This is a genomic window from Nocardia sp. NPDC050799 (assembly GCF_040654015.1).
Taxonomy (GTDB): domain Bacteria; phylum Actinomycetota; class Actinomycetes; order Mycobacteriales; family Mycobacteriaceae; genus Nocardia.
In genome coordinates this window covers 238,015-257,301 of record NZ_JBFAHF010000005.1, presented here as the reverse complement: position 1 = coordinate 257,301, position 19,287 = coordinate 238,015, and the positions used below count along the sequence as shown (strand labels likewise).

Annotated in this window: 21 protein-coding genes and 1 pseudogene; 10 read left to right on the top strand and 12 right to left on the bottom strand. The window is 69.5% G+C overall.

What is annotated here, in order from left to right:
• Positions 1-86 precede the first annotated feature (86 nt).
• Positions 87-956 (bottom strand): LysR family transcriptional regulator, encoded by an 870-nt coding sequence (locus tag AB0H42_RS08185; protein WP_084481577.1) that lies wholly within the window; start codon positions 954-956, stop codon positions 87-89.
• Between the two features lie 99 nt (positions 957-1,055).
• Between AB0H42_RS08185 and AB0H42_RS08180 the strand changes: the two genes are divergently transcribed.
• The 3 genes from AB0H42_RS08180 to AB0H42_RS08170 all read left to right on the top strand — a co-directional run bounded on the left by AB0H42_RS08180 (position 1,056) and on the right by AB0H42_RS08170 (position 4,348).
• Positions 1,056-2,360: an NAD(P)/FAD-dependent oxidoreductase gene (locus AB0H42_RS08180; protein WP_357051609.1), complete on the top strand. Its 1,305-nt coding sequence runs from the start codon at positions 1,056-1,058 to the stop codon at positions 2,358-2,360.
• A gap of 226 nt (positions 2,361-2,586) precedes the next feature.
• On the top strand, positions 2,587-3,414 hold the full coding sequence (locus AB0H42_RS08175) for a GNAT family N-acyltransferase (protein ID WP_357051606.1): 828 nt from the start codon (positions 2,587-2,589) through the stop codon (positions 3,412-3,414).
• A 4-nt stretch (positions 3,415-3,418) separates the two neighbouring features.
• Positions 3,419-4,348, top strand: a complete 930-nt coding sequence (locus tag AB0H42_RS08170) for a lysophospholipid acyltransferase family protein (RefSeq protein ID WP_357051603.1) — start codon at positions 3,419-3,421, stop codon at positions 4,346-4,348.
• A gap of 107 nt (positions 4,349-4,455) precedes the next feature.
• Here AB0H42_RS08170 and AB0H42_RS08165 read toward each other — a convergent pair whose 3' ends face one another.
• Entirely contained in the window at positions 4,456-5,034 is a 579-nt protein-coding gene (locus AB0H42_RS08165) for a hypothetical protein (protein WP_357051600.1), read from the bottom strand.
• Between the two features lie 482 nt (positions 5,035-5,516).
• On the opposite strand from AB0H42_RS08165, the gene AB0H42_RS08160 reads away from it, so the two are divergent.
• The 3 genes from AB0H42_RS08160 to AB0H42_RS08150 all read left to right on the top strand — a co-directional run bounded on the left by AB0H42_RS08160 (position 5,517) and on the right by AB0H42_RS08150 (position 7,256).
• Positions 5,517-5,663, top strand: a complete 147-nt coding sequence (locus tag AB0H42_RS08160; RefSeq protein ID WP_357051597.1) for a hypothetical protein — start codon at positions 5,517-5,519, stop codon at positions 5,661-5,663.
• Positions 5,664-5,665: 2 nt separating this feature from the next.
• The gene (locus AB0H42_RS08155) at positions 5,666-6,529 is read left to right on the top strand and encodes a phosphatidylinositol mannoside acyltransferase (protein ID WP_357051594.1); all 864 of its coding nucleotides are present in this window, start codon (positions 5,666-5,668) and stop codon (positions 6,527-6,529) included.
• A gap of 580 nt (positions 6,530-7,109) precedes the next feature.
• Entirely contained in the window at positions 7,110-7,256 is a 147-nt protein-coding gene (locus AB0H42_RS08150) for a hypothetical protein (protein WP_357051591.1), read from the top strand.
• A gap of 716 nt (positions 7,257-7,972) precedes the next feature.
• Here AB0H42_RS08150 and AB0H42_RS08145 read toward each other — a convergent pair.
• The 4 genes and pseudogenes from AB0H42_RS08145 to AB0H42_RS08130 form a co-directional block, all read right to left on the bottom strand.
• Positions 7,973-8,902: an NmrA family NAD(P)-binding protein gene (locus tag AB0H42_RS08145; protein ID WP_357051588.1), complete on the bottom strand. Its 930-nt coding sequence runs from the start codon at positions 8,900-8,902 to the stop codon at positions 7,973-7,975.
• A gap of 174 nt (positions 8,903-9,076) precedes the next feature.
• Positions 9,077-9,727, bottom strand: a complete 651-nt coding sequence (locus AB0H42_RS08140) for a TetR/AcrR family transcriptional regulator (protein WP_357051692.1) — start codon at positions 9,725-9,727, stop codon at positions 9,077-9,079.
• A 33-nt stretch (positions 9,728-9,760) separates the two neighbouring features.
• Positions 9,761-10,047, bottom strand: a pseudogene (locus tag AB0H42_RS08135) (RNA polymerase subunit sigma-70); the annotation flags it as partial.
• A gap of 116 nt (positions 10,048-10,163) precedes the next feature.
• Entirely contained in the window at positions 10,164-10,769 is a 606-nt protein-coding gene (locus AB0H42_RS08130; protein WP_357051585.1) for a TetR/AcrR family transcriptional regulator, read from the bottom strand.
• Between the two features lie 111 nt (positions 10,770-10,880).
• Between AB0H42_RS08130 and AB0H42_RS08125 the strand changes: the two genes are divergently transcribed.
• Positions 10,881-11,696 carry an SDR family NAD(P)-dependent oxidoreductase gene (locus tag AB0H42_RS08125; RefSeq protein WP_357051582.1) on the top strand — a complete coding sequence of 272 codons (816 nt, stop codon included), beginning with the start codon at positions 10,881-10,883 and terminating at the stop codon, positions 11,694-11,696.
• A gap of 143 nt (positions 11,697-11,839) precedes the next feature.
• Here AB0H42_RS08125 and AB0H42_RS08120 read toward each other — a convergent pair whose 3' ends face one another.
• From AB0H42_RS08120 to AB0H42_RS08095, 6 genes are all read right to left on the bottom strand, one after another.
• Positions 11,840-12,133: a DUF1330 domain-containing protein gene (locus AB0H42_RS08120; RefSeq protein ID WP_357051579.1), complete on the bottom strand. Its 294-nt coding sequence runs from the start codon at positions 12,131-12,133 to the stop codon at positions 11,840-11,842.
• 33 nt (positions 12,134-12,166) lie between these two features.
• Positions 12,167-13,597 carry an MFS transporter gene (locus AB0H42_RS08115; protein ID WP_357051576.1) on the bottom strand — a complete coding sequence of 477 codons (1,431 nt, stop codon included), beginning with the start codon at positions 13,595-13,597 and terminating at the stop codon, positions 12,167-12,169.
• Positions 13,594-14,052, bottom strand: a complete 459-nt coding sequence (locus AB0H42_RS08110; protein WP_229894102.1) for a MarR family transcriptional regulator — start codon at positions 14,050-14,052, stop codon at positions 13,594-13,596. Before AB0H42_RS08110 ends, AB0H42_RS08115 begins: the two co-directional genes overlap by 4 nt.
• A 351-nt stretch (positions 14,053-14,403) precedes the next feature.
• A complete protein-coding gene (locus AB0H42_RS08105) occupies positions 14,404-15,045 on the bottom strand; it encodes a VC0807 family protein (RefSeq protein WP_357051573.1) in 642 nt (213 codons plus the stop codon).
• Positions 15,042-15,671, bottom strand: coding sequence for a TetR/AcrR family transcriptional regulator (locus AB0H42_RS08100; RefSeq protein ID WP_357051570.1), 630 nt, complete (start codon positions 15,669-15,671; stop codon positions 15,042-15,044). Before AB0H42_RS08100 ends, AB0H42_RS08105 begins: the two co-directional genes overlap by 4 nt.
• Positions 15,637-15,900, bottom strand: a complete 264-nt coding sequence (locus AB0H42_RS08095) for a hypothetical protein (protein WP_357051701.1) — start codon at positions 15,898-15,900, stop codon at positions 15,637-15,639. The genes AB0H42_RS08100 and AB0H42_RS08095 overlap by 35 nt, the downstream gene beginning before the upstream one ends.
• Between AB0H42_RS08095 and AB0H42_RS08090 the strand changes: the two genes are divergently transcribed.
• From AB0H42_RS08090 to AB0H42_RS08080, 3 genes are read left to right on the top strand one after another with little or no spacing between them, the layout of a single operon-like run.
• Positions 15,860-17,086, top strand: coding sequence for a cysteine desulfurase family protein (locus tag AB0H42_RS08090; protein ID WP_357051567.1), 1,227 nt, complete (start codon positions 15,860-15,862; stop codon positions 17,084-17,086). The two genes, AB0H42_RS08095 and AB0H42_RS08090, sit on opposite strands and share 41 nt — an antisense overlap.
• Positions 17,087-17,089: 3 nt before the next feature.
• Positions 17,090-18,190, top strand: a complete 1,101-nt coding sequence (mnmA, locus tag AB0H42_RS08085) for a tRNA 2-thiouridine(34) synthase MnmA (RefSeq protein ID WP_357051564.1) — start codon at positions 17,090-17,092, stop codon at positions 18,188-18,190.
• Complete coding sequence (locus AB0H42_RS08080; protein ID WP_357051561.1) at positions 18,187-19,221, top strand: methionine synthase; 1,035 nt, start codon at positions 18,187-18,189, stop codon at positions 19,219-19,221. Before mnmA ends, AB0H42_RS08080 begins: the two co-directional genes overlap by 4 nt.
• Positions 19,222-19,287 lie beyond the last annotated feature (66 nt).

Here is a 19,287-nt window from a genome sequence, read left to right as displayed (position 1 = left end):
CACCGGCCCGGTACGCGCCCCACGCGTATCGGGCCGAGTGCGTTCGGGGCGATTCCACTGCGCGGGCGGAACGGGATGGCTTGTCATCAGGCGCAGTGCAACCCGTCGAGCAGTGAATCGAGGATAGGTGTGCGCCGGGTGTCGGCGCGCAGGACGGCGGAGACGGGGATACGGAGGCGGTGGTCGGCCAGCGGAAGCGCGGCGATGCCCTCGGTGGAACTGTTGGCGTAGAGAACCGTCCAGGCGTCGGGGTGGTTGATCAGTTCCATCGTCGCGGTGTGGTCCGGCGGGATGGGCGGGCCGAACGTCGGGCCGGTGGGCAGATCGGCGAAGGCGGTCCGGATGACATTGTGCAGGAGGAACTGTTCGGACTCCGGAGGGAGGAGCAGCGGGTAGGCGCTGAGTTCGGCGAGGGTGACGTCGGTGCGGCCGGCCAGCGGATGCGCGGGCGCGGTGGCCAGCGTGAGGTCTTCCACCCACAATTGCTCGACGACGAGTCCGGCCTGCTGCACACTGCCGCGGATCAGCGCCAGATCGCAATCTCCGTCCGCGACGGCCGCGACCCGCTGGCGGAACGGTTTGATGACGAACTCGATCTCCGCGCCGGGATGCGCCTCGCGAGTGCCGGCGATGGCCGACAGCGATCGGGTGGCGAACGACATATTCGCCGCGAGCCGGATACGGGGGCCGGTGGTACGGATGGAGGCGCGAATGGCCGATTCCAGACCTAGCATCTGCTTGGCGAGCGGTAGTAGCCTGGTGCTCGCGTCGGTGGGGACGACCGAACGGGTCGAACGCTCGAAGAGCTGGACGCCCAGGTCGTGTTCGAGCCGGGCGATCTGGTGGCTGATCGCCGATTGTGAGATGAAGCACCGAGCCGCCGCCCGGCTGAAGCTGAGCTCCTCGCACACCGCGACGTAGTACGTGAGCTGGCGGAGTTCCACTTCGATCTCCATTCATGACCAGAACAGATAAGAGTCATCTCAATTATGCGCCCTGAACCCTGAAATATCTGCCTTACGGATGACGGTTCCTAATGAGTGAAGGAGGCTGTCATGCACAAGGTCACTGAGATCGGCGCCGGCGTCGAGTATGCGGACGTCGTGATCATCGGTTCGGGATTCGGCGGACTCGCCGCGGCCAAACAATTGGCCAAAGCGGGAGTGGACTATGTCCTGATCTCGAGCACGCCGGAACATTTGTTCCAGCCGCTGCTCTATCAGGTCGCCACCGGGGTGTTGGCGTCCGCGGAGATCGCACCCCCGATCGCGAACATTCTGCGTCGGCACAAGGAGGCCGACGTCCGGCTGGGCGAGGTCACCGCCATCGAGCCCGATGCCGCCATCCTGACCTACCGCACCGGCGAGGAGGTCCGCCGGATCCGCTACGGATCGCTGATCGCGGCCACCGGTGCGAGCCAGTCGTACTTCGGTCGCGACGACTTCGCCGACAAGACCTACTCGCTCAAGACCATCGACGACGCCAGGCTGCTCCGGGCCCAGATCGCGCGAGTGTTCCGCGAGGCGGCCCAGGTCGACGAGGAGACCAGGCGGCGGTTGCTGTCGTTCGTCGTGGTCGGCGCCGGGGCCACCGGTGTGGAGGTCGCGGGACAGCTGAAGGAGCTGGCGAAGCGGTACTACCACGAGGAAGTCTCGGTGACCCTGGTCGAGGGCGCCGGTGCGGTGCTACCGCCGTTCGGCGGCGGGCTGTCGGAGTACGCGAAGAAATCGCTGACCCGCATCGGGGTCGAGGTGCTGCTGGGCACCTTCGTCACCGATATCGAGGACGGGCACGTCACGGTCAAGGACAAAGCGGGCACCGAGCGGCAGATCGACGCCGAGACCATCGTGTGGTCGGCGGGCGTGCAGGCGGGCGGTTTCGCGAAACTGCTGGCCGAGGCCACCGGCTGCGAGACCGACCGTGCCGGACGACTGCTGATCAACCCCGACCTCACCGTGGGCGGCTATGCCGATATCTATGCGATCGGCGATATGACGTCACTCAACGGCTACCCGGGCCAGTCGCCGGTGGCCATGCAGGAGGGGCGGCACGCGGCCGACATCATCAGCCGCGACAAGCACCCGGGCACTTCGTTCGTGTACTGGGACAAGGGCAGCATGGCGGTGATCAGCCGGTTCAGCGCCGTCACGAAGCTGAACGACAAGATCACCTTCCAGGGTGTGTTCGCGTGGTTCATCTGGCTGGCCGTGCACCTGTTCTACCTGGTGGGCTTCCGGAACCGGTTCGCCGCGGTCCTGTCGTGGCTGGTGGCGTTCATCGGTACCGGGCGGCCGGGTTTCCAGGAGGTGGACCGGCAACATCTGGAACGGGTGCGCGAACCCGAACGTTTCGTCGCATAGCACCGCGTATGGCGGGCCCGGCGGACGGGCCCGCCCGCAACGCGTCCGAGCGGCGAATTCCAGGTTGCGCCCGGTCCAACGGTGGAGCCGTTTCCGCTGTTCACGCGAACGGGCGGGGGCCGATCGGTGAACGTCGGGTGTGACCTGCGTCTCGTTAACCGAACCGGCATGTCCGCGACATGTTGTGGACGCCCGGACGCCGTGTCGGGCTGGCCTGCTGAGCATTATGGCTATTACGTCCGTGCTGACGGCCCCGGCTCGACCGGCCGCCGGCGAGGATCACCGGTCCCGATACGCACTGATCGTCTCCTCCGACACCGACCATCGCATCGCGGCGCAGCGGTTGCGGTACAACGTATTCGCCAATGAGCCGGGTTTCCGGATCCCCGACGACGGCACGGGGCTGGACGCGGACCGGTTCGACGAACACTGTGATCACATGCTGGTTCGCGACGAGGCCACCGGCGAATTCGTCGGATGCTACCGGATGTTGCCGCCGGACAAGGTCGCCGCCGCCGGCGGATACTACACCGCCACCGAATTCGACCTCACGAATCTCGACCCGGCGGGTATGCGGACCGTGGAGATGGGCCGGGCCTGTGTGGTCCCCGACCACCGCAACGGTTCGGTGCTCACCCTCATGTGGGCGGGAATCCTGCACTACATCCAGCTCACCGGTTACGACTGGGTGATGGGATGCGCCTCGGTCCCTATGCAGAACAGCCCCGGCGACCCGGCCGGGGTCAATGTGCGCGGCGTCCGCGATCTCCTGCTCGGCAAACACGCCTGCGCGCCCGAGAAGCGCGTCCGCCCCTATCGTCCCGTAGTGGTCGACGGGGTGGCCCTCGACGAGCTGCCCGCCCCAGGGCGCCCCAAACTGCCGCCGCTGCTCAACGGCTACCTGCGGCTCGGCGCCGAGATCTGCGGGGAGCCCGCGCACGACCCGGATTTTGCCGTGGCGGATTTCGTGGTGTTGCTGGGGCTCGACACCATCAACACCCGGTATCTGGATCGGTTACGCGACGCGGCCGCGAATTTCGACGGCGGGCGGTGACGCGATGGAAACCGTCGCACAGCAGGTGGACCGGGAACCGGTGCAGGCCGCCACCCCGCACGCCTGGATGCCGGTGAGTCCGTGCGGGACCGGTTGTGTGCAGCAGCGCCCCGAGATCGGTGTCGCCAGGGCCGGGTTGCGGGCGGCGGGTGCCGTATCGGTGCTGCTCGCCTATCCGTTCGTGCACCTCGTCACGCCGCCGTCCCGGCGTTCGGGGGTGCAGCGGAGGTTCGCCCGGACCCTCCTGCGTGCGTGCGGTATCCGGCTGCGGGTGGTGGACCGGCGCGCGGGAGCCGCGGCGATCGGGCCGCGGTACGCCGCGCCGGGCACCGGAGTGCTCGTCGTCTGTGGGCATATCGGCTGGGCGGATATCGTCGTGCTCGCCTCGGTGCAGCCGCTCGCGTTCGTGGCGCGGGCGGATCTGATCGATTGGCCGGTGCTCGGCACGCTCGCCCGGGTGATGCGGGTCATCCCGATCGAGCGGGAACGCCTGCGCCGCCTGCCGGATGTGATCGAGCAGGTCGGGCACCGGCTCGCCGCGGGCGAACGGATCGGATTCTTCCCGGAGGGCACCACCTGGTGTGGCCGTGCCTACGGGTCGCTGCGGCCCGCGCTGTTCCAGGCCGCGATCGATACCGCGACCCCGGTGCAGCCGGTCCGGCTGCGGTACCTGGACGCGCACGGTAACCGGTCCACCGTCCCGGGTTTCGTCGGGGACGACACCTTGGTCGGTTCCATCGTGCGGGTATTGCGGGCCCGGCACCTGACCGCCGAGGTGGTCTTGGCGCCGGTGGAATCGGCGGGCGTCGACCGGAAAGAGCTGGCCCGGCGGTGTGAGCGAGCGGTGCGCGCGGAAGAGCTCACGGACGCCGCGCACGCGGTGCTGGCGGCAGCGGGCCGGCAGCTGACGAAAGCGGCGGTCGCCCCCGTCTGAACCGAGCGGCTCCGGCCAGGCCTACCGGGGTAGGCCCGGCCTTTCTGCTGCTATCTATTGACTCGCTTACCTATGTACCGTCGAACAACGGTCACTTGTCCGCTGTATCAGCGTGCGCTGCCCGTGCCCGGCAGGGCGGGGAGGCCCGGCAGGGCGAAGGGCAGCGGCGGCAGCACCGGCAGCAGGACCTGCGGGAGCAGGCTGGGCGGGGGCGGCGGGATGTAGGGGTTGGGCATATTCCAGTTCGGCGGTGCGCCCCCGCCGCCGCGAGGATTCTCGTGGTGGTCCCAATCGGCGGGTCGGTCGTAGTCGCGGCCGCGGTCGTTGTGCGAATCGCGGTCGGGGTACTGATTGCCGCCGCTGTTGAGGTGGTCCTCCCAGCCGTCGTAATCCTGCCGGTGGTGGTCCTTGTAGCCGTAGTGGCCGTTGTCGTCCCAGCCGAAATCGTCGTTGTCGCCGAAGTCGTCGCCGTCCCAGGCCTGATGATCGTTGTCGTCCCAGCCGTTGCTGTCCCAGCCGGAGCTATCGCCGAAGCTGTCGCTGGAATCGCTGCTGACGTGGGTCGCGCCGATCTGATCGGCGAGGGCGGGGCCGGCACCGGCGGCCAGCGGCGCGAGGGTGATGACGGCGAGCGCGGCGATCCGCGCCGCGAGACGGCGGGCGCGCTGTTCGTGGTTTCGGTTCATCGGTGGGGTCCTCACTCGGTCACGCCCCCGTTCGTCATCCGGGGCGGATCGCACTCCGCGAGTGCTTATTGATACATCGATTACCGTACCGCTGAATAACGGTACGTTCAATAGGTAGATGTCAAGCGGGGTGATCGGTGCAACTGTTGGGGCGGAGTCCCCCGCCCGGCCTCGGGCCGCGGCGCCACACGGGTTTCCGGCGTGCGTGACACAGCGGGTGCCATATGCGGCTACGGTGGTGAGGAAGACCGTTGAGCAGCCGTCCGGCTGCCGAACTCCGAGGGACCCGGTCGCGATGTGCCCCCGGCCCCCGGGAAGCTCCGCTCGGCAGCACCGGCGCCGAGTGCCATGGGTTTCGGATGGGTACCCCCGAAAGGTCACGCCCCCGATCCGACGCGGACCGCCGGCGCGGGACCCACCCCCTCGACCTCTGCTGTACGGAACTCGTGCCGGCAGCGCACACCGAAGATCGGAGCACGACCATGTACGACGACCATCCCGGGCTGTTCAGTCACGTCCCCGCCGAACCCGAGCCGTACGCGTTACCGGCCGACGATCACCATCCGGTCTTCCTCACCGCGGCTCCCGAGACCGACAGCCCCGCCGCGCCGGACGCCGGTACCAAGTAGCGATGCCGGGCCGGGCGCAAGACCTCGGTTATGCGGCGGGCTGGCGCCTGGTGCGGGCCCTGCCGCACCGCTCGGCGGTACGCCTGTTCGACGCGGCCGCCGACCGGATCGCGCGCCGCGACGGCGGTCCGGTCCAGTTGCGGCGCAACCTCGCCCGGGTCCTCGGCGTCGACCCCGCGCAGGTTCCGCCGGAGCTGGTCCGGGCGAGTCTGCGTTCCTATGCCAGATATTGGCGGGAGGCCTTCCGATTGCCCGCGATGGATCCGTCTGTGCTGGCGGACACCATCGAGTCCTCGGCCACCGGACTCCACCGGATCCGGGAGGCGTACGCCGCCGGTCGCGGTGTGGTGATCGCCCTGCCGCACAGCGGGAACTGGGACCTCGCCGGGGTCTGGCTCGTACAGCGGGTCGGTACGCCGACCGTGGTCGCCGAACGCCTGCGGCCGGAGTCGCTGTTCCGCCGGTTCGTCCGCTTCCGGGAGGGGCTCGGCTTCGAGATCATCCCGCTCACCGGTGGCGACACACCCCCGTTCCGGCTGCTCACCGACCGGCTGCGCGCGGGCGGTGTGGTCTGTCTGCTCGGTGAGCGTGATCTGTCCGGCCGGGGTGTGCCGGTGACCTTCTTCGGGGCGCCGGCGCGGTTACCCGCCGGGCCCGCGCGGCTGGCCATCGATACGGGCGCCCCGCTGCTGCCTGTGCACTGCTGGTTCACGGCGGACGGATGGGGATTCTCGGTCGGGGACCCGATCGATACCTCCCGCGGGGTCGAGGCCGCCACCCAAGAGCTGGCCGACCGGTTCGCCGCCGGTATCGCCGCCCATCCCGCGGACTGGCACATGTTGCAGCGGGTCTGGACGGAGGGATGAGGGGGTGCCGCCGGGCCCGCTCGGGCGGGCGCCGGATCCGCCCACGTCGGCCGCTCCCGAGCCGGGGGGAATAAGCGCCGACTCCGGACAGCTGTCCTTTACTGGTCGTGAAGGTCGCAGTCTCGGCAGGTAGAGACCCGGCTGCGGCGAGTCCGCGGAGAATGACCTGCCGTTCACAGATGGACATGCGCTCGGTGTCTCTCACCCGCACCGGAGGTCTCGGCCCGGCATGATCGGTGCAGTGAAGCGGCGCGTGCGCCGGCAACGCGGTCGCGGACCGGATTTTCGACCGGGAGGCACGCGGCAGGGTGGATGGGGCTACTGTAGTAACGAACACCGTCGAGCAGCCGATCGGCTGCCGAATCCGACAGGACCTCTCTCGACTGCCGCAGTCCCGTTACCTCAGGGCAGGGGTTGCTCCACTCGACATTCCGGCGCGGAGTGTCTGCGGGTTCGGGTGATAGCCCCGCGGATGGCCCGGACCGCCGGTCGGCTGGACCACACCACCACAGGACGCGCATCTCGACCCTGCCTGCCGCGACTCTCAGCGGCAGCGCACACCGAAGATCGGAGCACGAACATGTACGACGACAACCCCGGACTATTCAGTCACGTCCCCGCCGAACCCGAGCCGTACTCGATATCGGCCGATGCTCCGCAACCGGTGTTCCTTACCGCGGTGCCCGAGCCGGACACCGCCACCCGCCCGGACGCCGGTTCCAAGTAGATCGGTTGTGGCCAGGGGCCGACGCCCGTGCGTGCGTTGTCCGGCCGGTGGGCGGTCCGTCTCTGTGGGTCCGGATGCTGCACTATCCCGCCCACCGAAACCCGTGACGTCGCCGGTGCAGCAGGCAGTCGTTCCTCGTATCAGCCGCGGCCCCGACCATCGCGTTCGTGCGGCACGAGCAGCAGACGTGGCTTACCTCGAGCGAAGTGAGCGAGGTCGTCGTCAGGCGTTGCGGTAGTTCACCAGCCGCTTGACAAACACAGCGGAACCCCCGCTTCCTTGGAGGGCTGGAACATCCGCACGAAGTCTCTGTTGCGTAGCCGATCCCCGTCCTGTCGCCCCCCCCGGCCTCCTGGCCCAGGCCCTGGCCCCGGCTGGATAAGGCGCCCGGGACGGACGGCCGGGGTGTCGAGGCGGTGGCCGGTATCGGGCCACCACGCGACCGCGATTCGGTAGCCGAGGAGGCAGCCGGCCAACTGACAGATCGTGATCACCGGCCGAAGATGCAGTCCACCAGCTTGTTACCGGTGCCGGCATCACCACCCCGGTACCGAGCCTCTCCGCGCGATACCGGGCAACCAGGTGTTCACCGACCTTCTCCGGTTAACGGGGGGAGCCGGTAGTGCAGCGCGAGGAAGGCTCGGTGAGCATCGCGGGCTCGGCGACGGCGCGCCGGGTCATGAGCACCGCTTGTGAAGTCGGCGGGCTGCCCGAGTTCAGTCGGCCAGGGTTCGCCAGTCCTGTCGCGCTGCCCACTGTTCGAGGGTTGACGTGGTCAGGCCGTAGCGGGCGGCGTGGTGCGGGCGTGCGGGGTAGCCGACGCGGTCGGTCCACGTATCACCCCACGCCGACGGTGCACCGACGCGCTTCGCCTGCTCCTCCGGGGAGATGAAGACGGCTGTGATTTCGCGACCGGTGGCTTTGGTGAGGGTGTCGGCGATTTCGGTGTGTGTCAGCGCGTCGCCGGCGAGTTCGATTTCGGCTTCGTGAAACGTGTCGGGATCGGCCACGGCGGCGGCGACCGCTGCTCCGAAGTCGTCCGCGTTGATCAGCACCAACACGGCCTCCGGGCTCGCCGAGGTGACCAGCTTGCCCTGAGGCAGTTCGGGAAACTGAAAAGCCAGCTTCGACGGCAGGAGGTAGTTGTCCATGTAGAAGGCGGGCTTGAGGATGGTCCAATGGTCGAAGCCCGCCTGCCGGACCACGTCCTCCGCGGCTTCCTTCTCGTCCCAGTACGCCTTCATCACAGGGTCGGTGATCTCGATGTCCGGATGTTGTTTGCGCCACCCGGTTGCCGAGACGGAGGTGTGGATGATCTGAGCGACGCCCGCGCGTTTGGCCGCGGTGGCGATATTGCGGGCCTGGCGCTGCTCGGCGCCGGGATCGGCCGGGTCGACGCCCGCGAGTTGTACGGAGAAGACCGCGTGGTGTCCGGTGGCGGCGGCCTCGAGGGATGCGGGGTCTTCCAGGTTTCCGGTCGCGATGGCGGCGCCCTGGGCGGCGAGCGGCTGGGCGGGGGCCGAGGAGGGGTCGCGCACGAACGCGGTCACGGGATGTCCCGCGCGCAGGAGCGCCTTGATAGCGGCGCCGCCCTGCATCCCTGTCGCCCCCGTTACCAGCACCTTCGCCTTGTCGTTCGATGTCACAGCACGTCCTGCTTTCGGTTGGCCTCGATTGATCGGCTTACGGGCACCCTCAACTAGAGACTGTATAGTATCGAGTCTCGAGTGTATCTAGTTGATGGGTGTGCTTGAGCGGAGGCCGGCCGGTAGCCGGCCGTGCAGGCGGGACGCGGAATCGAGAAGCCGGCCGGAAGAGCCTCAGCCGTTGGGGGTGCCACCGACGAGGGGCAGCAGTACCTGGTCCACCAGGCGGGCTATCCCCTCGACGTCGAGAACGGCACCGAGCAGGTCCTCCTGCAGGACCAGCACCCCGACGGCCGCGGCGATCTCCAGCCTGCCCGGCGCCAGCAGCCGCTCGACCCGCTCCGCGGTGATTTCGCCGCGCTCTCGAGCGCGGTGCAGACAGGAGGCGATTCCCTCACGCTGCACGGTGATGTACCGCTCCCGCAAGGTGTCGGCGATCTGCGGGTGTGAGGCGGTGGCCGCGGCCAGCACAGCCGAGAAGCGACGCTCCCGGGGTCGCAAGCACGCGGAACTGTGGGTCAGCGTGGTGATGAGGTCCTCGCGTAGCGTCGCGGCGGCCGTGGCTCCGGCCGGGGCAGCGGGGATCATGATGCTTTCCAGGGCGTCGGCGACCAGGTCTTCGCGCGAGGCCCAGCGACGGTAGACGGTGGCCTTGGCCACCTCCGCGCGCGCGGCCACCGCACCCATGGTGAGATCGGCGTACCCGCTCTCGACGATCAGGTCCAAGACCGCTTCGATAATGCGCGCATTCCGCGCCTCGTCACGGATAGGCCCGAAGGCCCCACTGGGACGCTGGCGTCCAGCGGGGCGGGTCGACCTGGTCATACGCACGACGGTATCGCATCCGCTTCCCCTGCCATCGGGGTCGAGGAGGCGCAAGAGTTCGTCGAAGTCCCCGCCGCGTGCGGCGGTGAGGAACGCATCGACGACGCGGCGTGGACCGGCCAGGTTCGGATCCGGGCCCGGCCTCGCCCCGTGGACTGGGCGCCGGAGCTTTTGGGTGGTCTGTGGAGTGCGGTCGACGATGGGCCCGATCCGCTCATATGGCAGGGCGAACATGTCGTGCAGGACGAAGGCGAGTCGTTCGGCCGGGATCAACGATTCCAGCACCACCAGTAGGGCCGGCCGACCGAATCGGCGAGCACCCCGGCCGAGCAGTGGACCGCTGTCGCGGTCTGATAATTCGACACCGCCGGCTGTGGGGCCGGGGCGATTGCGCTCCGGCCCTACAGCATTGCCGGTGCCCGGTACCTCCGCGGAATCACCCGGCAGCGTCCGGTCGCATGGCTTTGAGGAAAACCTCGACGAGAGTGTCGGCGTATTCGATGGTCAGCGGTCCGGACCGGAGCAGCCAGCGCTGATAGAGGGGCGCGTAGAGCAATTCGAGCGCCAGGTCGAGGTCGGCGTGGGCGTCGAGTTGCCCGGCCCGTTGCGCGCTACGGAGCCGGTCCTTCTTGGCCTCGTCCAAAGGGCCGGACAGCTTGGCGTGGTACTGGGCGGCCAGGGCGGGGTCGTTGATGATCTCGGTGTTGAGCGCGCGGATCGGTCCCTCGAACGCGGGGTCGGCGAATTCGGCCACCGTCGCCCGCATCACGGTCTCGAGGTCGGCTTTCAGGTCTCCGGTGTCGGGCAGTGCCATGCTCTGGTCCGGGCCCTCTTCACTGAGCGCCAGGAAGGCGTCCAGGACCACCGCGCCTTTGGAGGGCCACCAGCGGTAGATGGTCTGTTTGCCCACGCCGGCCCGGGCTGCGATGGCCTCGACGGACAGCTTCGGATACCCCAACTCGGAGACCAGCTCCCGGGCCGCGGCGAGGATGGCCTGCCGGGAGCGCTCACTGCGACGGGCGGGATCGGGCTGCTTGACCATGCTCGGATCATAACCGCTAAGCAAGACGAGTCGGTCCGTCTTGCCAAAACCGATGGCGAGACGTATCGTCTTGTCTCGTCACGATCGATCGAGAATGAGGAGGTGGAGCCCATGACCCGGGTATGGCTCATCACAGGCGCGTCACGAGGACTGGGCCGGGCATTCACGGAAGCGGCACTCCAGGCCGGCGATCGGGTGATCGGGGCCGCGCGCAACGTCGAACCCCTCGCCGACCTCGCCGCGCAGTATCCCGACGACCTGGTACGACTACCGCTAGATGTCACCGACCGCGCAGCCGTGTTCGCGGCCACCGAGCGGGCGGTCGCTGCCTTCGGAAGGCTCGACATCGTGATCAACAACGCCGGCGCCATGCTGCTGGGGATGGTGGAAGAGGCCGGCGAAGAGCAGATCAGAGCCCACTTCGACGTCAACCTGTTCGGCGCGGTGTGGGTGACCCAGGCCGTGTTGCCGCACCTGCGCGCCCAGGGTGGTGGACGCATCCTGCAGGTCACCACGATGGGCACCGGCGGCGGGTTCCCCATGGTCGGCATGTACGCGGCCGGCAAATCGGCGCTGGACTCGGTGAGCGAGGCCGTGGCGATGGAGGCCGAGCAGTTCGGCGTCAAGCTCACCATCGTCCAGATGGGCGGCTACGACACCGGCCTGTTCACCACCGGCACCACTGCGACGACACCCGATCCGCACTATCAGAAGCTGCGCGACGAACTGATCGAGATGTGGGGCGACGAGGCGGGTCCCGCCCCGGCCACCGCCGCTCCCGTGATAATGGAGCTGGTGGACCTGCCGGACCCGCCACGGCGCCTCATCGTCGGCTCCGGGTCCTTCGATGTTGTCCAGCAGGACCTTCAGGACCGCGCGGCTCAGTATCGTGCCTACGAACACCTCAGCCGCAAAGTGCCCGGCTGACCCTGACAACACGAACAGTCAACCCAAGGCAGGGCGGATATCAGAAGCGGCTACCGGCACCGGCGCCCCTGCCGAGGGTGGCCCGGGGTACATCCGGCATGCGGCGATCTACGCGTGCCACAAGGTGATCGACTGGATCTCGGTCAGTCGATGCCTTCGACGATGCGGAAGTCGCGCTCGACGCCGTCGGAGAGGACGACCAGCGCCTCCCGGTAGGCCGCACTCTCGTGCGCCGCGACGGCCTGCTCGAAGCTGTCGAACTCGATCAGGACGGTGCGCTCGGCGATTCCGGCGTCATGCGCCACGACCCGACCGTCACGGGCGAGGACCCGACCGCCCCCGGCCTTGACGGCCGGAGCGGCCAGCTTGTTGTAAGCAGCCAGCTTCTCAGGGTCTGAAATGGTGCGGTAGGCGCTGACCCAGTAGCCCTTGGGCATGGAACCTCCAGTGTTGGGATGAGTGCATCTGACTTACGGGTTGGTCTCGGACGAGCGTCGGCGGGTGAGAGCGAGGCTTGTCAGCGTCGCGATCGCCATGGCGCCCATGCCGACCAGCGCCGCGGTGGTGTAGGCGCTGTTGTCGGGGAAGAGGTGGCCGGGGCCGGTGCCCGCGGCGAGGATCAGGCCGCCGATGGCGCTGCCCAGGGAGTACCCGACGCTGCGGACGACGTAGTTGAAGCTCATGGCGCTCGACGTCTCGCTTTTGGGGGTGACGGACAGGATGACGCCGGGCATCGCGGCCGAGAAGCCGCCGACGCCGAAGCCGAGCACGCCCATCGCCGCGAACAGTTCGGCCAGGTCCGACCGGGCTGCCGCGAACAGGGCGAACCCGCCGCCGACCACGACGGCGCTGCCGGCCAGGAGCAGGGGGTCGGCGATCCGCGTCCGGACCCGCGGCGTGAGCTTGCCGGCGACGAACCCCAGCACCGAGAACGGGATGAGGACCAGCCCGGCGACGAAGGTCGTCAGCCCGAAGCCGTAGCCGGCGCCGTGCGGCGTCTGCGCGTACCGGGTGATGAGCGTGAGCAGGAGGTACATGCCGATCCCGCCGACGAACATGGCGAGGTTCGCCCCGGCCACCGCCGGGTGCCGCACCGCCCGCACATCGACCAGGGGCGTCGTGCTGCGCAGCTCGATGACGGCCCAGACGCAGAGCAGCACCACCGCGACGCCGGCGAGGCCCGCCGCCACGGCGAGGTGCCGGCTCCACAGATTCCGTTCGCCGGCGAGGAACAGCGCCAGGACCAGCGCAGCGGCCAGGACGACCGCGCCAGCCACGTCCACGTGGGCGGAGCGGCCCTCGGGGGCTTCGGGCATGGAGCGCCACGCGGTCAGGAGGGCGGCGGCGGTGACGACCAGGCCGAGGCCGTAGGCGGCCCGTACCCCGCCGAGCTCGGCGAGCAGTGCGGCCAGCGGGTAGCCGACGCCGGCCCCGATGATCGAGACCACCGAGATCAGGGCGATCACGGCGGCGCTGCGCTCCTCGGGGAGATGGTCCCGGGCCACGCCCATCATCAGCGCCGTCAGCCCGAGCCCGACGCCCTGGGCCGCCCTGCCGGCCAGCAGCCACGCGAACGGCAGCGGCAGCACGGTGAGCGCGCTGCCGGCGACGACGATCGCCAGCGTGGCGAGGATCGTGGCCCGCCGATGTGGGCCGGCTCCGAGCCGTCCCAGGACCGGCGTGGCGACCGCGCCGCTGAGCAGCGCGACGGTCAGCGTCCACTGCGCGCTGCCGAGCGAGACGTGGAACGAGGTCGCCACGCTGGTGATGAGCGGCGCCCCGAGGCCGGCGACCGCCGCCACGACCAGAGCGATGAACATCAGAGCGGGGACCAGCAGCCGCGCCTCGGAACGCGCCACCGGGTCCTTCACCGCAACCCCGCCGACCGGCTGCCCGGTCACTGCTTAGGCCCTTCGCGGTCCTGGCTTTCGAGCTCTGCCAGATGCTTCAGCGCCGGAAGGGCCGCCACCAGCGCCTCGACCTCGTCGCCGGTGAGCTCGCCGATCAACCGCTCGAACGCGTGGACGCCCGCCTGGCGCCGCGTCCGGACATAGGAGGCGCCGGCCTCGGTCAGGCATACCAGCGTGACCCGCTTGTCGGACGCGTCGCCCCGCCGCTCGACCAGGCCGGACTCCTCCATCACCCGGACCAGGGCGGTCATCGCGGGCTGGGTGACGCCCTCGACCGCGGCCAGATCGGTGATGCGCCGCGGGCCGGTCCGGTCCAGGGTGGCCAGGGTGGCGGCGGACGTCAGGCTCATATCCCGGGGCAGGCGTCTCGCGGCCCTGGTGGCCAGGCCGTAGAGGGCTGCCCCGATGGCGGCGGACGCGCCAGGAGCGGTGTCTTGACGACTCACGCTCGAAGCATAACACTTTTATATTCATAGTTTATGGAAATCCCGTGGTGCAGTCCCGGCGCCCCGCCGGTGTTCGGAGATCGTTTCTCGAACGGTCGAGCCGCGACGGACTCCGGCGCCGAAACGCCCAGGTCGCCGAATCTCGCCGACTGTTCAAAAACATGTCGTCCAGTCAGTTTGTCCAATAACGACTTGGCACCCTTCCCGTCCCGCGGGGCCGGCAACTCGAGGGCTACCTGCACTGGGCCCACCTCTACGCCGAGGCCGGTGTGGACGTGGCCGCCGAGCCGAGCGTCCTGGGCCGCCCTCGGCCGAATCGACAAGGAGCTGTTTCGCGTCGCTCGAGTCGTATCAGTTCGGCGAAGGCCGGTGTCCGGCGTGCCGCCGCTGGAGCCGCCTGCCATAGCTCTTGCTCCACTGGACGACGATGACCAGCATGACCACGAGCAGCAGGGCGCTGAGCAGCGGGACGGAGTCGACGGGCAGCGTGTAGGCCATGACGACGCGCGAGACGGCGTCGATCACGAAGGCGCAGCCCCAGGCGGCCGTCATGATCCGCATGACTCTGCGGAACGCGGGTTCCTTCTCCCAGTTGTCACGCCAGGACTGCGCGCTGGACGGGGGCAGCATGGCCAGCATCGTGGTCAGGATGAAGGGGTGGCGGCCCAGCAGCGAGCCGAGCATCCACAACCCGATCAGGGCGGTGATGTAGCTCTCTCGGGCCAGCAGCAGCCGGGGGTCGCTGGTGAGCAGACCCACCGCGGTGCCGCAGAGCAGCATGCTGAGCGTGAACAGGGTGACACGGTTGACCCGTCGTCGCCGGGCGAGGGTGTGGCCGATCCGCAGAATCGGGACCGCGCCGCTGATGACCAGTGCGAGCCACTGGTCGATTCCGGCCATCCGCAAGCCGTAGAACAGGGCGAGGGGCAGGGCGGCGTCCAGCCCGAGCGAGATCAGTTCACGACGTGGATCGCGTTCCGGCGAGGGGGTCATTTCGCTTCCCGGGCGGTGGCGAGTCCGAAGAGGGTGACCAACTCGCCGGTGTAGGAATCGATGTCGAAGTCGGTGTCCGCGACCAGGTGACCGGCGGCGGCGTCCACGGCCGCGCGGATTGCCAGCGCCATGGGACGCGGGGCGAAGTCCCGGAACTCCCCGGACTCTTGGCCGTCGCGCAGGATCTGCTCCAGATGGTCGATCACCGGCTCGCTGTCCTGCGGGGCGAAGCGCGGGCCGCCGTCGTCGCCTCGCAGATTGGCCAAGATGATGAGCAGCGCGACGATGTGGGTCGGGTGCGCCTTGATGAACCCCAAGTTGGCCTGGAGATAGGCGCGCAACGAACCGGCCGCGGTCGTCTCGCCTGCCACCCGAGAGGCGATGGCCTCACCGGCGCGGGTGAAGACGTCGATGACGACGTGCGTGAGTAGTTCGTCCTTACTGGCGAAGTGGTACGCGACCCCGCTCTTGCTGATCCTGGCCTGCTGCCCGATCTCTGCCAGCGAGGCCCGTGAGAACCCGACGGACGCGATCGTCTCGATCGCGCACTCGATGATCTGGGCACGCCGCGCACGCTCGATGAAGCTGCGATCATCCTGAACGCTTGGACGGTTTACTGAACGCATAGACGGATACTAGCAAAGCCGCCTGGCTGTACGACCAGCGCGGCATATCCGTTGCGGACGCTTGGAATCCGGGAATGTCGGTGGTGCCTGCGTGGTTGTGAATCGCGTGCAAATCGTAGAAAAATCGTAGAAAGCGGGGGTAGACCCCACGGATGTGCAGGTCAACGGTGGGATAGGCTTTGTCGGTCATGAAGTCGGTTTTCCCGGGTGCTGTCAGCGGTGTGCCCACGACGGTCTACCTCGATCATGCGGCGACCACACCGATGCTGCCCGCCGCGATCGAGGCGATGACGGCTGCCTTCGCGCAGGTCGGGAACGCGTCCTCGCTGCACGGCTCGGGCCGGGCGGCCCGGCGCCGGCTGGAGGAGTCGCGCGAATCGATCGCCGCGGACCTCGGCGCCCGGCCCTCCGAGGTCATCCTCTGTTCCGGCGGAACCGAGAGCGACAACCTCGCGGTCAAGGGGATCTATTGGGCCCGGCGGGACGCGGACCCGCGCTGTCACCGGATCCTGGCCGCCGCCGTCGAGCACCACGCGGTGCTCGACGCCGTGGAATGGCTGGAACGGCATGAGGGCGCCCGGGTCACCTGGTTGCCGGTGGACGCCGAGGGAATTGTCTCCCCGGAGACGCTGCGGGCCGAACTGGCCGCGCATCCCGGCGAGATCGCGCTGGTCACCGTGATGTGGGCCAACAACGAGGTCGGGGCGATCCAGCCGATCCGGGAGCTGGCCGAGATCGCGCGGGACGCCGGAGTGCCGATGCACAGCGACGCGGTCCAGGCCGCCGCGCAGCTGCCGATCGATTTCGGCGCCGCCGGGCTCGCCGCCGCGAGTTTCGCCGGGCACAAGCTGGGCGGGCCGCACGGGGTCGGCGTCCTCCTGCTCGGCCGCCAGGTGGGTTGTGTGCCGCTGCTGCACGGCGGCGGCCACGAACGGGACCTGCGCTCGGGGACCTCGGATGTCGCGGCGGTGGCCGGGCTGGCCGCGGCCCTGCGGCAGACCGTGGCCGAGATGCCGGCCCGGTCCGCCGAACTGTCCGGCCTGCGCGACGACCTGATCGCGGGCGTGCGGCAGGCCGTCCCGGACGCGATACTCAACGGACCCCACGACGACCGCCGGCTGCCCGGTAACGCGCACTTCACCTTCCCCGGCTGCGAGGGTGATTCGCTGCTGATGCTGCTGGATGCCGCGGGAATCGAATGTTCGACCGGTTCGGCGTGCACGGCCGGGGTGGCCTCGCCGAGTCATGTCCTGGTCGCGATGGGTGTCGCGGCCCGTGACGCGCGGGGGTCGCTGCGGTTTTCCCTTGGACACACCTCGCAGCGCTCCGATATAGAGGCAGTACTGGAAGTACTGCCGCAGGTGGTGGAACGAGCCAGGGCCGCGGGTCTGGCCGGTGCGAGAGGAGGTGCGTAGCGTATGCGAGTGCTCGCCGCGATGAGTGGTGGAGTCGATTCCGCGGTGGCGGCGGCACGGGCCGTCGACGCCGGGCACGAGGTGGTCGGCGTGCATCTGGCGCTGTCGAGTGCGCCCGGTACGTTGCGCACCGGATCGCGCGGCTGCTGTTCGAAGGAGGACGCGGGCGACGCCCGCCGGGCCGCCGATGTGCTCGGCATCCCCTTCTACGTCTGGGATTTCGCGGACCGTTTCAAAGAAGACGTGATCGACGATTTCGTCGCGTCCTACGCGGCGGGGGAGACACCCAACCCCTGCCTGCGCTGCAACGAGAAGATCAAATTCTCGGCGCTCGCCGATCGGGCCATGGCGCTCGGCTTCGACGCGGTGGTCACCGGCCACTACGCCCGGCTCGCCGACGGTGTGCTGCGCCGGGCGGTGGACGCGGACAAGGACCAGTCCTATGTTCTTGCGGTGCTGACCGCCGAGCAGCTGTCGCGGGCCATGTTCCCGGTGGGGGATACGCCCAAGCCGCAGATCCGGGCCGAGGCGGCCGAACGGGGCCTCGCGGTCGCGAACAAGCCGGACAGCCACGACATCTGCTTCATCCCGTCCGGGGACACCCGGGCGTTCCTGGGCGCGAAGATCGGGATCCGCCCCGGCGCCATCGTCGACTCGGGCGGCGCGGAGCTGGGCCGGCACGAGGGTGTGCACGGATTCACCATCGGCCAGCGCAAGGGTTTGGGCCTGCCCGGGCCGGGCCCCGACGGCACACCGCGCTACGTCACCGATATCGACCCCGATTCGGGCACCGTGCACGTCGGCTCGGCCGATGATCTGCTGGTGTGGTCCATCGAGGCCGACCGGGCCGTCTGGACCGGCGGCGCGGCGCCCACCGAACCGTTCGACTGCGTGGTGCAGGTCCGCGCGCACGGCGGCACCGCGCCCGCGACGGCCGAGGCGGTCGGCGACGGTCTCGCGGTGCGGCTGCGCGAACCGCTCAGCGGGGTCGCGCGGGGGCAGGCCGTGGTGTTGTACCGGCCCGACAGCGCGGGCGACGCGGTGCTCGGCAGCGGCACCATCACCGCGACCGCGCGTACCGCGCCGGCGGGCGTACCACGATGAACCTCTCCGGTCTCCCGGCCGGGATCGCGACGGGGGTGGGATCGTGGCCGGGCACCGATCCCCGGGAAGCCGCGGCGGTGATCGTCGGCGAGCTGACCGGTCTGCCGCATCTGGTGGAACTACCGGCCCGCGGCGTGGGCGCCGATATGGTCGGGCGGGCTTCGGCGCTGCTCGTGGACATGCGATTCGACACCACCCCGCGCGGCTACCGCCTGGCCGCCCGGCCGGGTGCGGTTTCGCGGCGTGCGAGCGATCTGCTGCGCACCGATCTGGACGCACTCCAGGAAGCCTGGGAGAACGCCGGGCTGCGTGGATCCGGCCGCCCGGTGAAGGTGCAGGCCGCCGGGCCGCTGACCCTCGCCGCGCAGGTGGAGCTGGCCGGTGGGCACCGGGTACTGACCGATCGGGGCGCGGTACGCGATCTGGCCGAATCGCTGGCCGAGGGTCTGGCCGCGCATATCGCCGAGGTCGGGTCGCGGCTCGAGGCCGAGGTGGTGCTACAGCTGGACGAACCGTCGCTGGGCGCCGTGCTGACCGGCTCCCTGCGTGGGGCGAGTGTGCTGAACACGGTGGCGGCCGTACCGGAGCCGGAAGCGCTGGCGCTCCTGGAAACGGTGCTGGCGTCCCAGGGTGTGCCCACGGTGGTACACAGTTGCGCGAGCCCGCCGCCACTGGCCTTCCTGGGGCAGACTTCCGCGGCCGCGCTGGGGTTCGATCTGGCCGCGGTATCGGGCACCGCCGGTCTGGACGCGCTGGGTGAGGCGCTGGACGGGGGCAAACAGCTGGTTCTCGGGCTCGTACCCACTACCCGCCCTGCCGCCGCGGCGACCTGGCGCGAGATCGCCGAACCGGGCGCTCGACTGGTCGATCGGCTCGGTTTCCCGCGCGCCGACCTGGCGCGTCGGGTGACGGTGAGTCCCGCCTGCGGTCTGGCCGCGGCGCCGGTGAGCTGGGCCCGGGACGCGCTGCGCCTGGCCGTCGATACCGCGGAGGCCTTCACGCGGGACCCGGAGTCTCTCGTCGCCGGGTGATGCCGATCGGGCGTCGCGCGCGCGTCGCCGGGTGATGCCGACGACTCCGTTCGCGGCCGCTGCCAT

What these genes read in the sequence shown, in the direction of transcription:
- AB0H42_RS08185 (WP_084481577.1), bottom strand. Translation starts at nt 956, where the DNA reads ATGGAGATCGAAGTGGAACTCCGCCAGCTCACGTACTACGTCGCGGTG.
- AB0H42_RS08165 (WP_357051600.1), bottom strand. Translation starts at nt 5,034, where the DNA reads ATGAACCGAAACCACGAACAGCGCGCCCGCCGTCTCGCGGCGCGGATC.
- AB0H42_RS08180 (WP_357051609.1), top strand. Translation starts at nt 1,056, where the DNA reads ATGCACAAGGTCACTGAGATCGGCGCCGGCGTCGAGTATGCGGACGTC.
- AB0H42_RS08130 (WP_357051585.1), bottom strand. Translation starts at nt 10,769, where the DNA reads ATGGTCAAGCAGCCCGATCCCGCCCGTCGCAGTGAGCGCTCCCGGCAG.
- AB0H42_RS08125 (WP_357051582.1), top strand. Translation starts at nt 10,881, where the DNA reads ATGACCCGGGTATGGCTCATCACAGGCGCGTCACGAGGACTGGGCCGG.
- AB0H42_RS08160 (WP_357051597.1), top strand. Translation starts at nt 5,517, where the DNA reads ATGTACGACGACCATCCCGGGCTGTTCAGTCACGTCCCCGCCGAACCC.
- AB0H42_RS08155 (WP_357051594.1), top strand. Translation starts at nt 5,666, where the DNA reads ATGCCGGGCCGGGCGCAAGACCTCGGTTATGCGGCGGGCTGGCGCCTG.
- AB0H42_RS08170 (WP_357051603.1), top strand. Translation starts at nt 3,419, where the DNA reads ATGGAAACCGTCGCACAGCAGGTGGACCGGGAACCGGTGCAGGCCGCC.
- AB0H42_RS08105 (WP_357051573.1), bottom strand. Translation starts at nt 15,045, where the DNA reads ATGACCCCCTCGCCGGAACGCGATCCACGTCGTGAACTGATCTCGCTC.
- AB0H42_RS08100 (WP_357051570.1), bottom strand. Translation starts at nt 15,671, where the DNA reads ATGCGTTCAGTAAACCGTCCAAGCGTTCAGGATGATCGCAGCTTCATC.
- mnmA (WP_357051564.1), top strand. Translation starts at nt 17,090, where the DNA reads ATGCGAGTGCTCGCCGCGATGAGTGGTGGAGTCGATTCCGCGGTGGCG.
- AB0H42_RS08120 (WP_357051579.1), bottom strand. Translation starts at nt 12,133, where the DNA reads ATGCCCAAGGGCTACTGGGTCAGCGCCTACCGCACCATTTCAGACCCT.
- AB0H42_RS08175 (WP_357051606.1), top strand. Translation starts at nt 2,587, where the DNA reads ATGGCTATTACGTCCGTGCTGACGGCCCCGGCTCGACCGGCCGCCGGC.
- AB0H42_RS08140 (WP_357051692.1), bottom strand. Translation starts at nt 9,727, where the DNA reads ATGACCAGGTCGACCCGCCCCGCTGGACGCCAGCGTCCCAGTGGGGCC.
- AB0H42_RS08080 (WP_357051561.1), top strand. Translation starts at nt 18,187, where the DNA reads ATGAACCTCTCCGGTCTCCCGGCCGGGATCGCGACGGGGGTGGGATCG.
- AB0H42_RS08150 (WP_357051591.1), top strand. Translation starts at nt 7,110, where the DNA reads ATGTACGACGACAACCCCGGACTATTCAGTCACGTCCCCGCCGAACCC.
- AB0H42_RS08090 (WP_357051567.1), top strand. Translation starts at nt 15,860, where the DNA reads ATGAAGTCGGTTTTCCCGGGTGCTGTCAGCGGTGTGCCCACGACGGTC.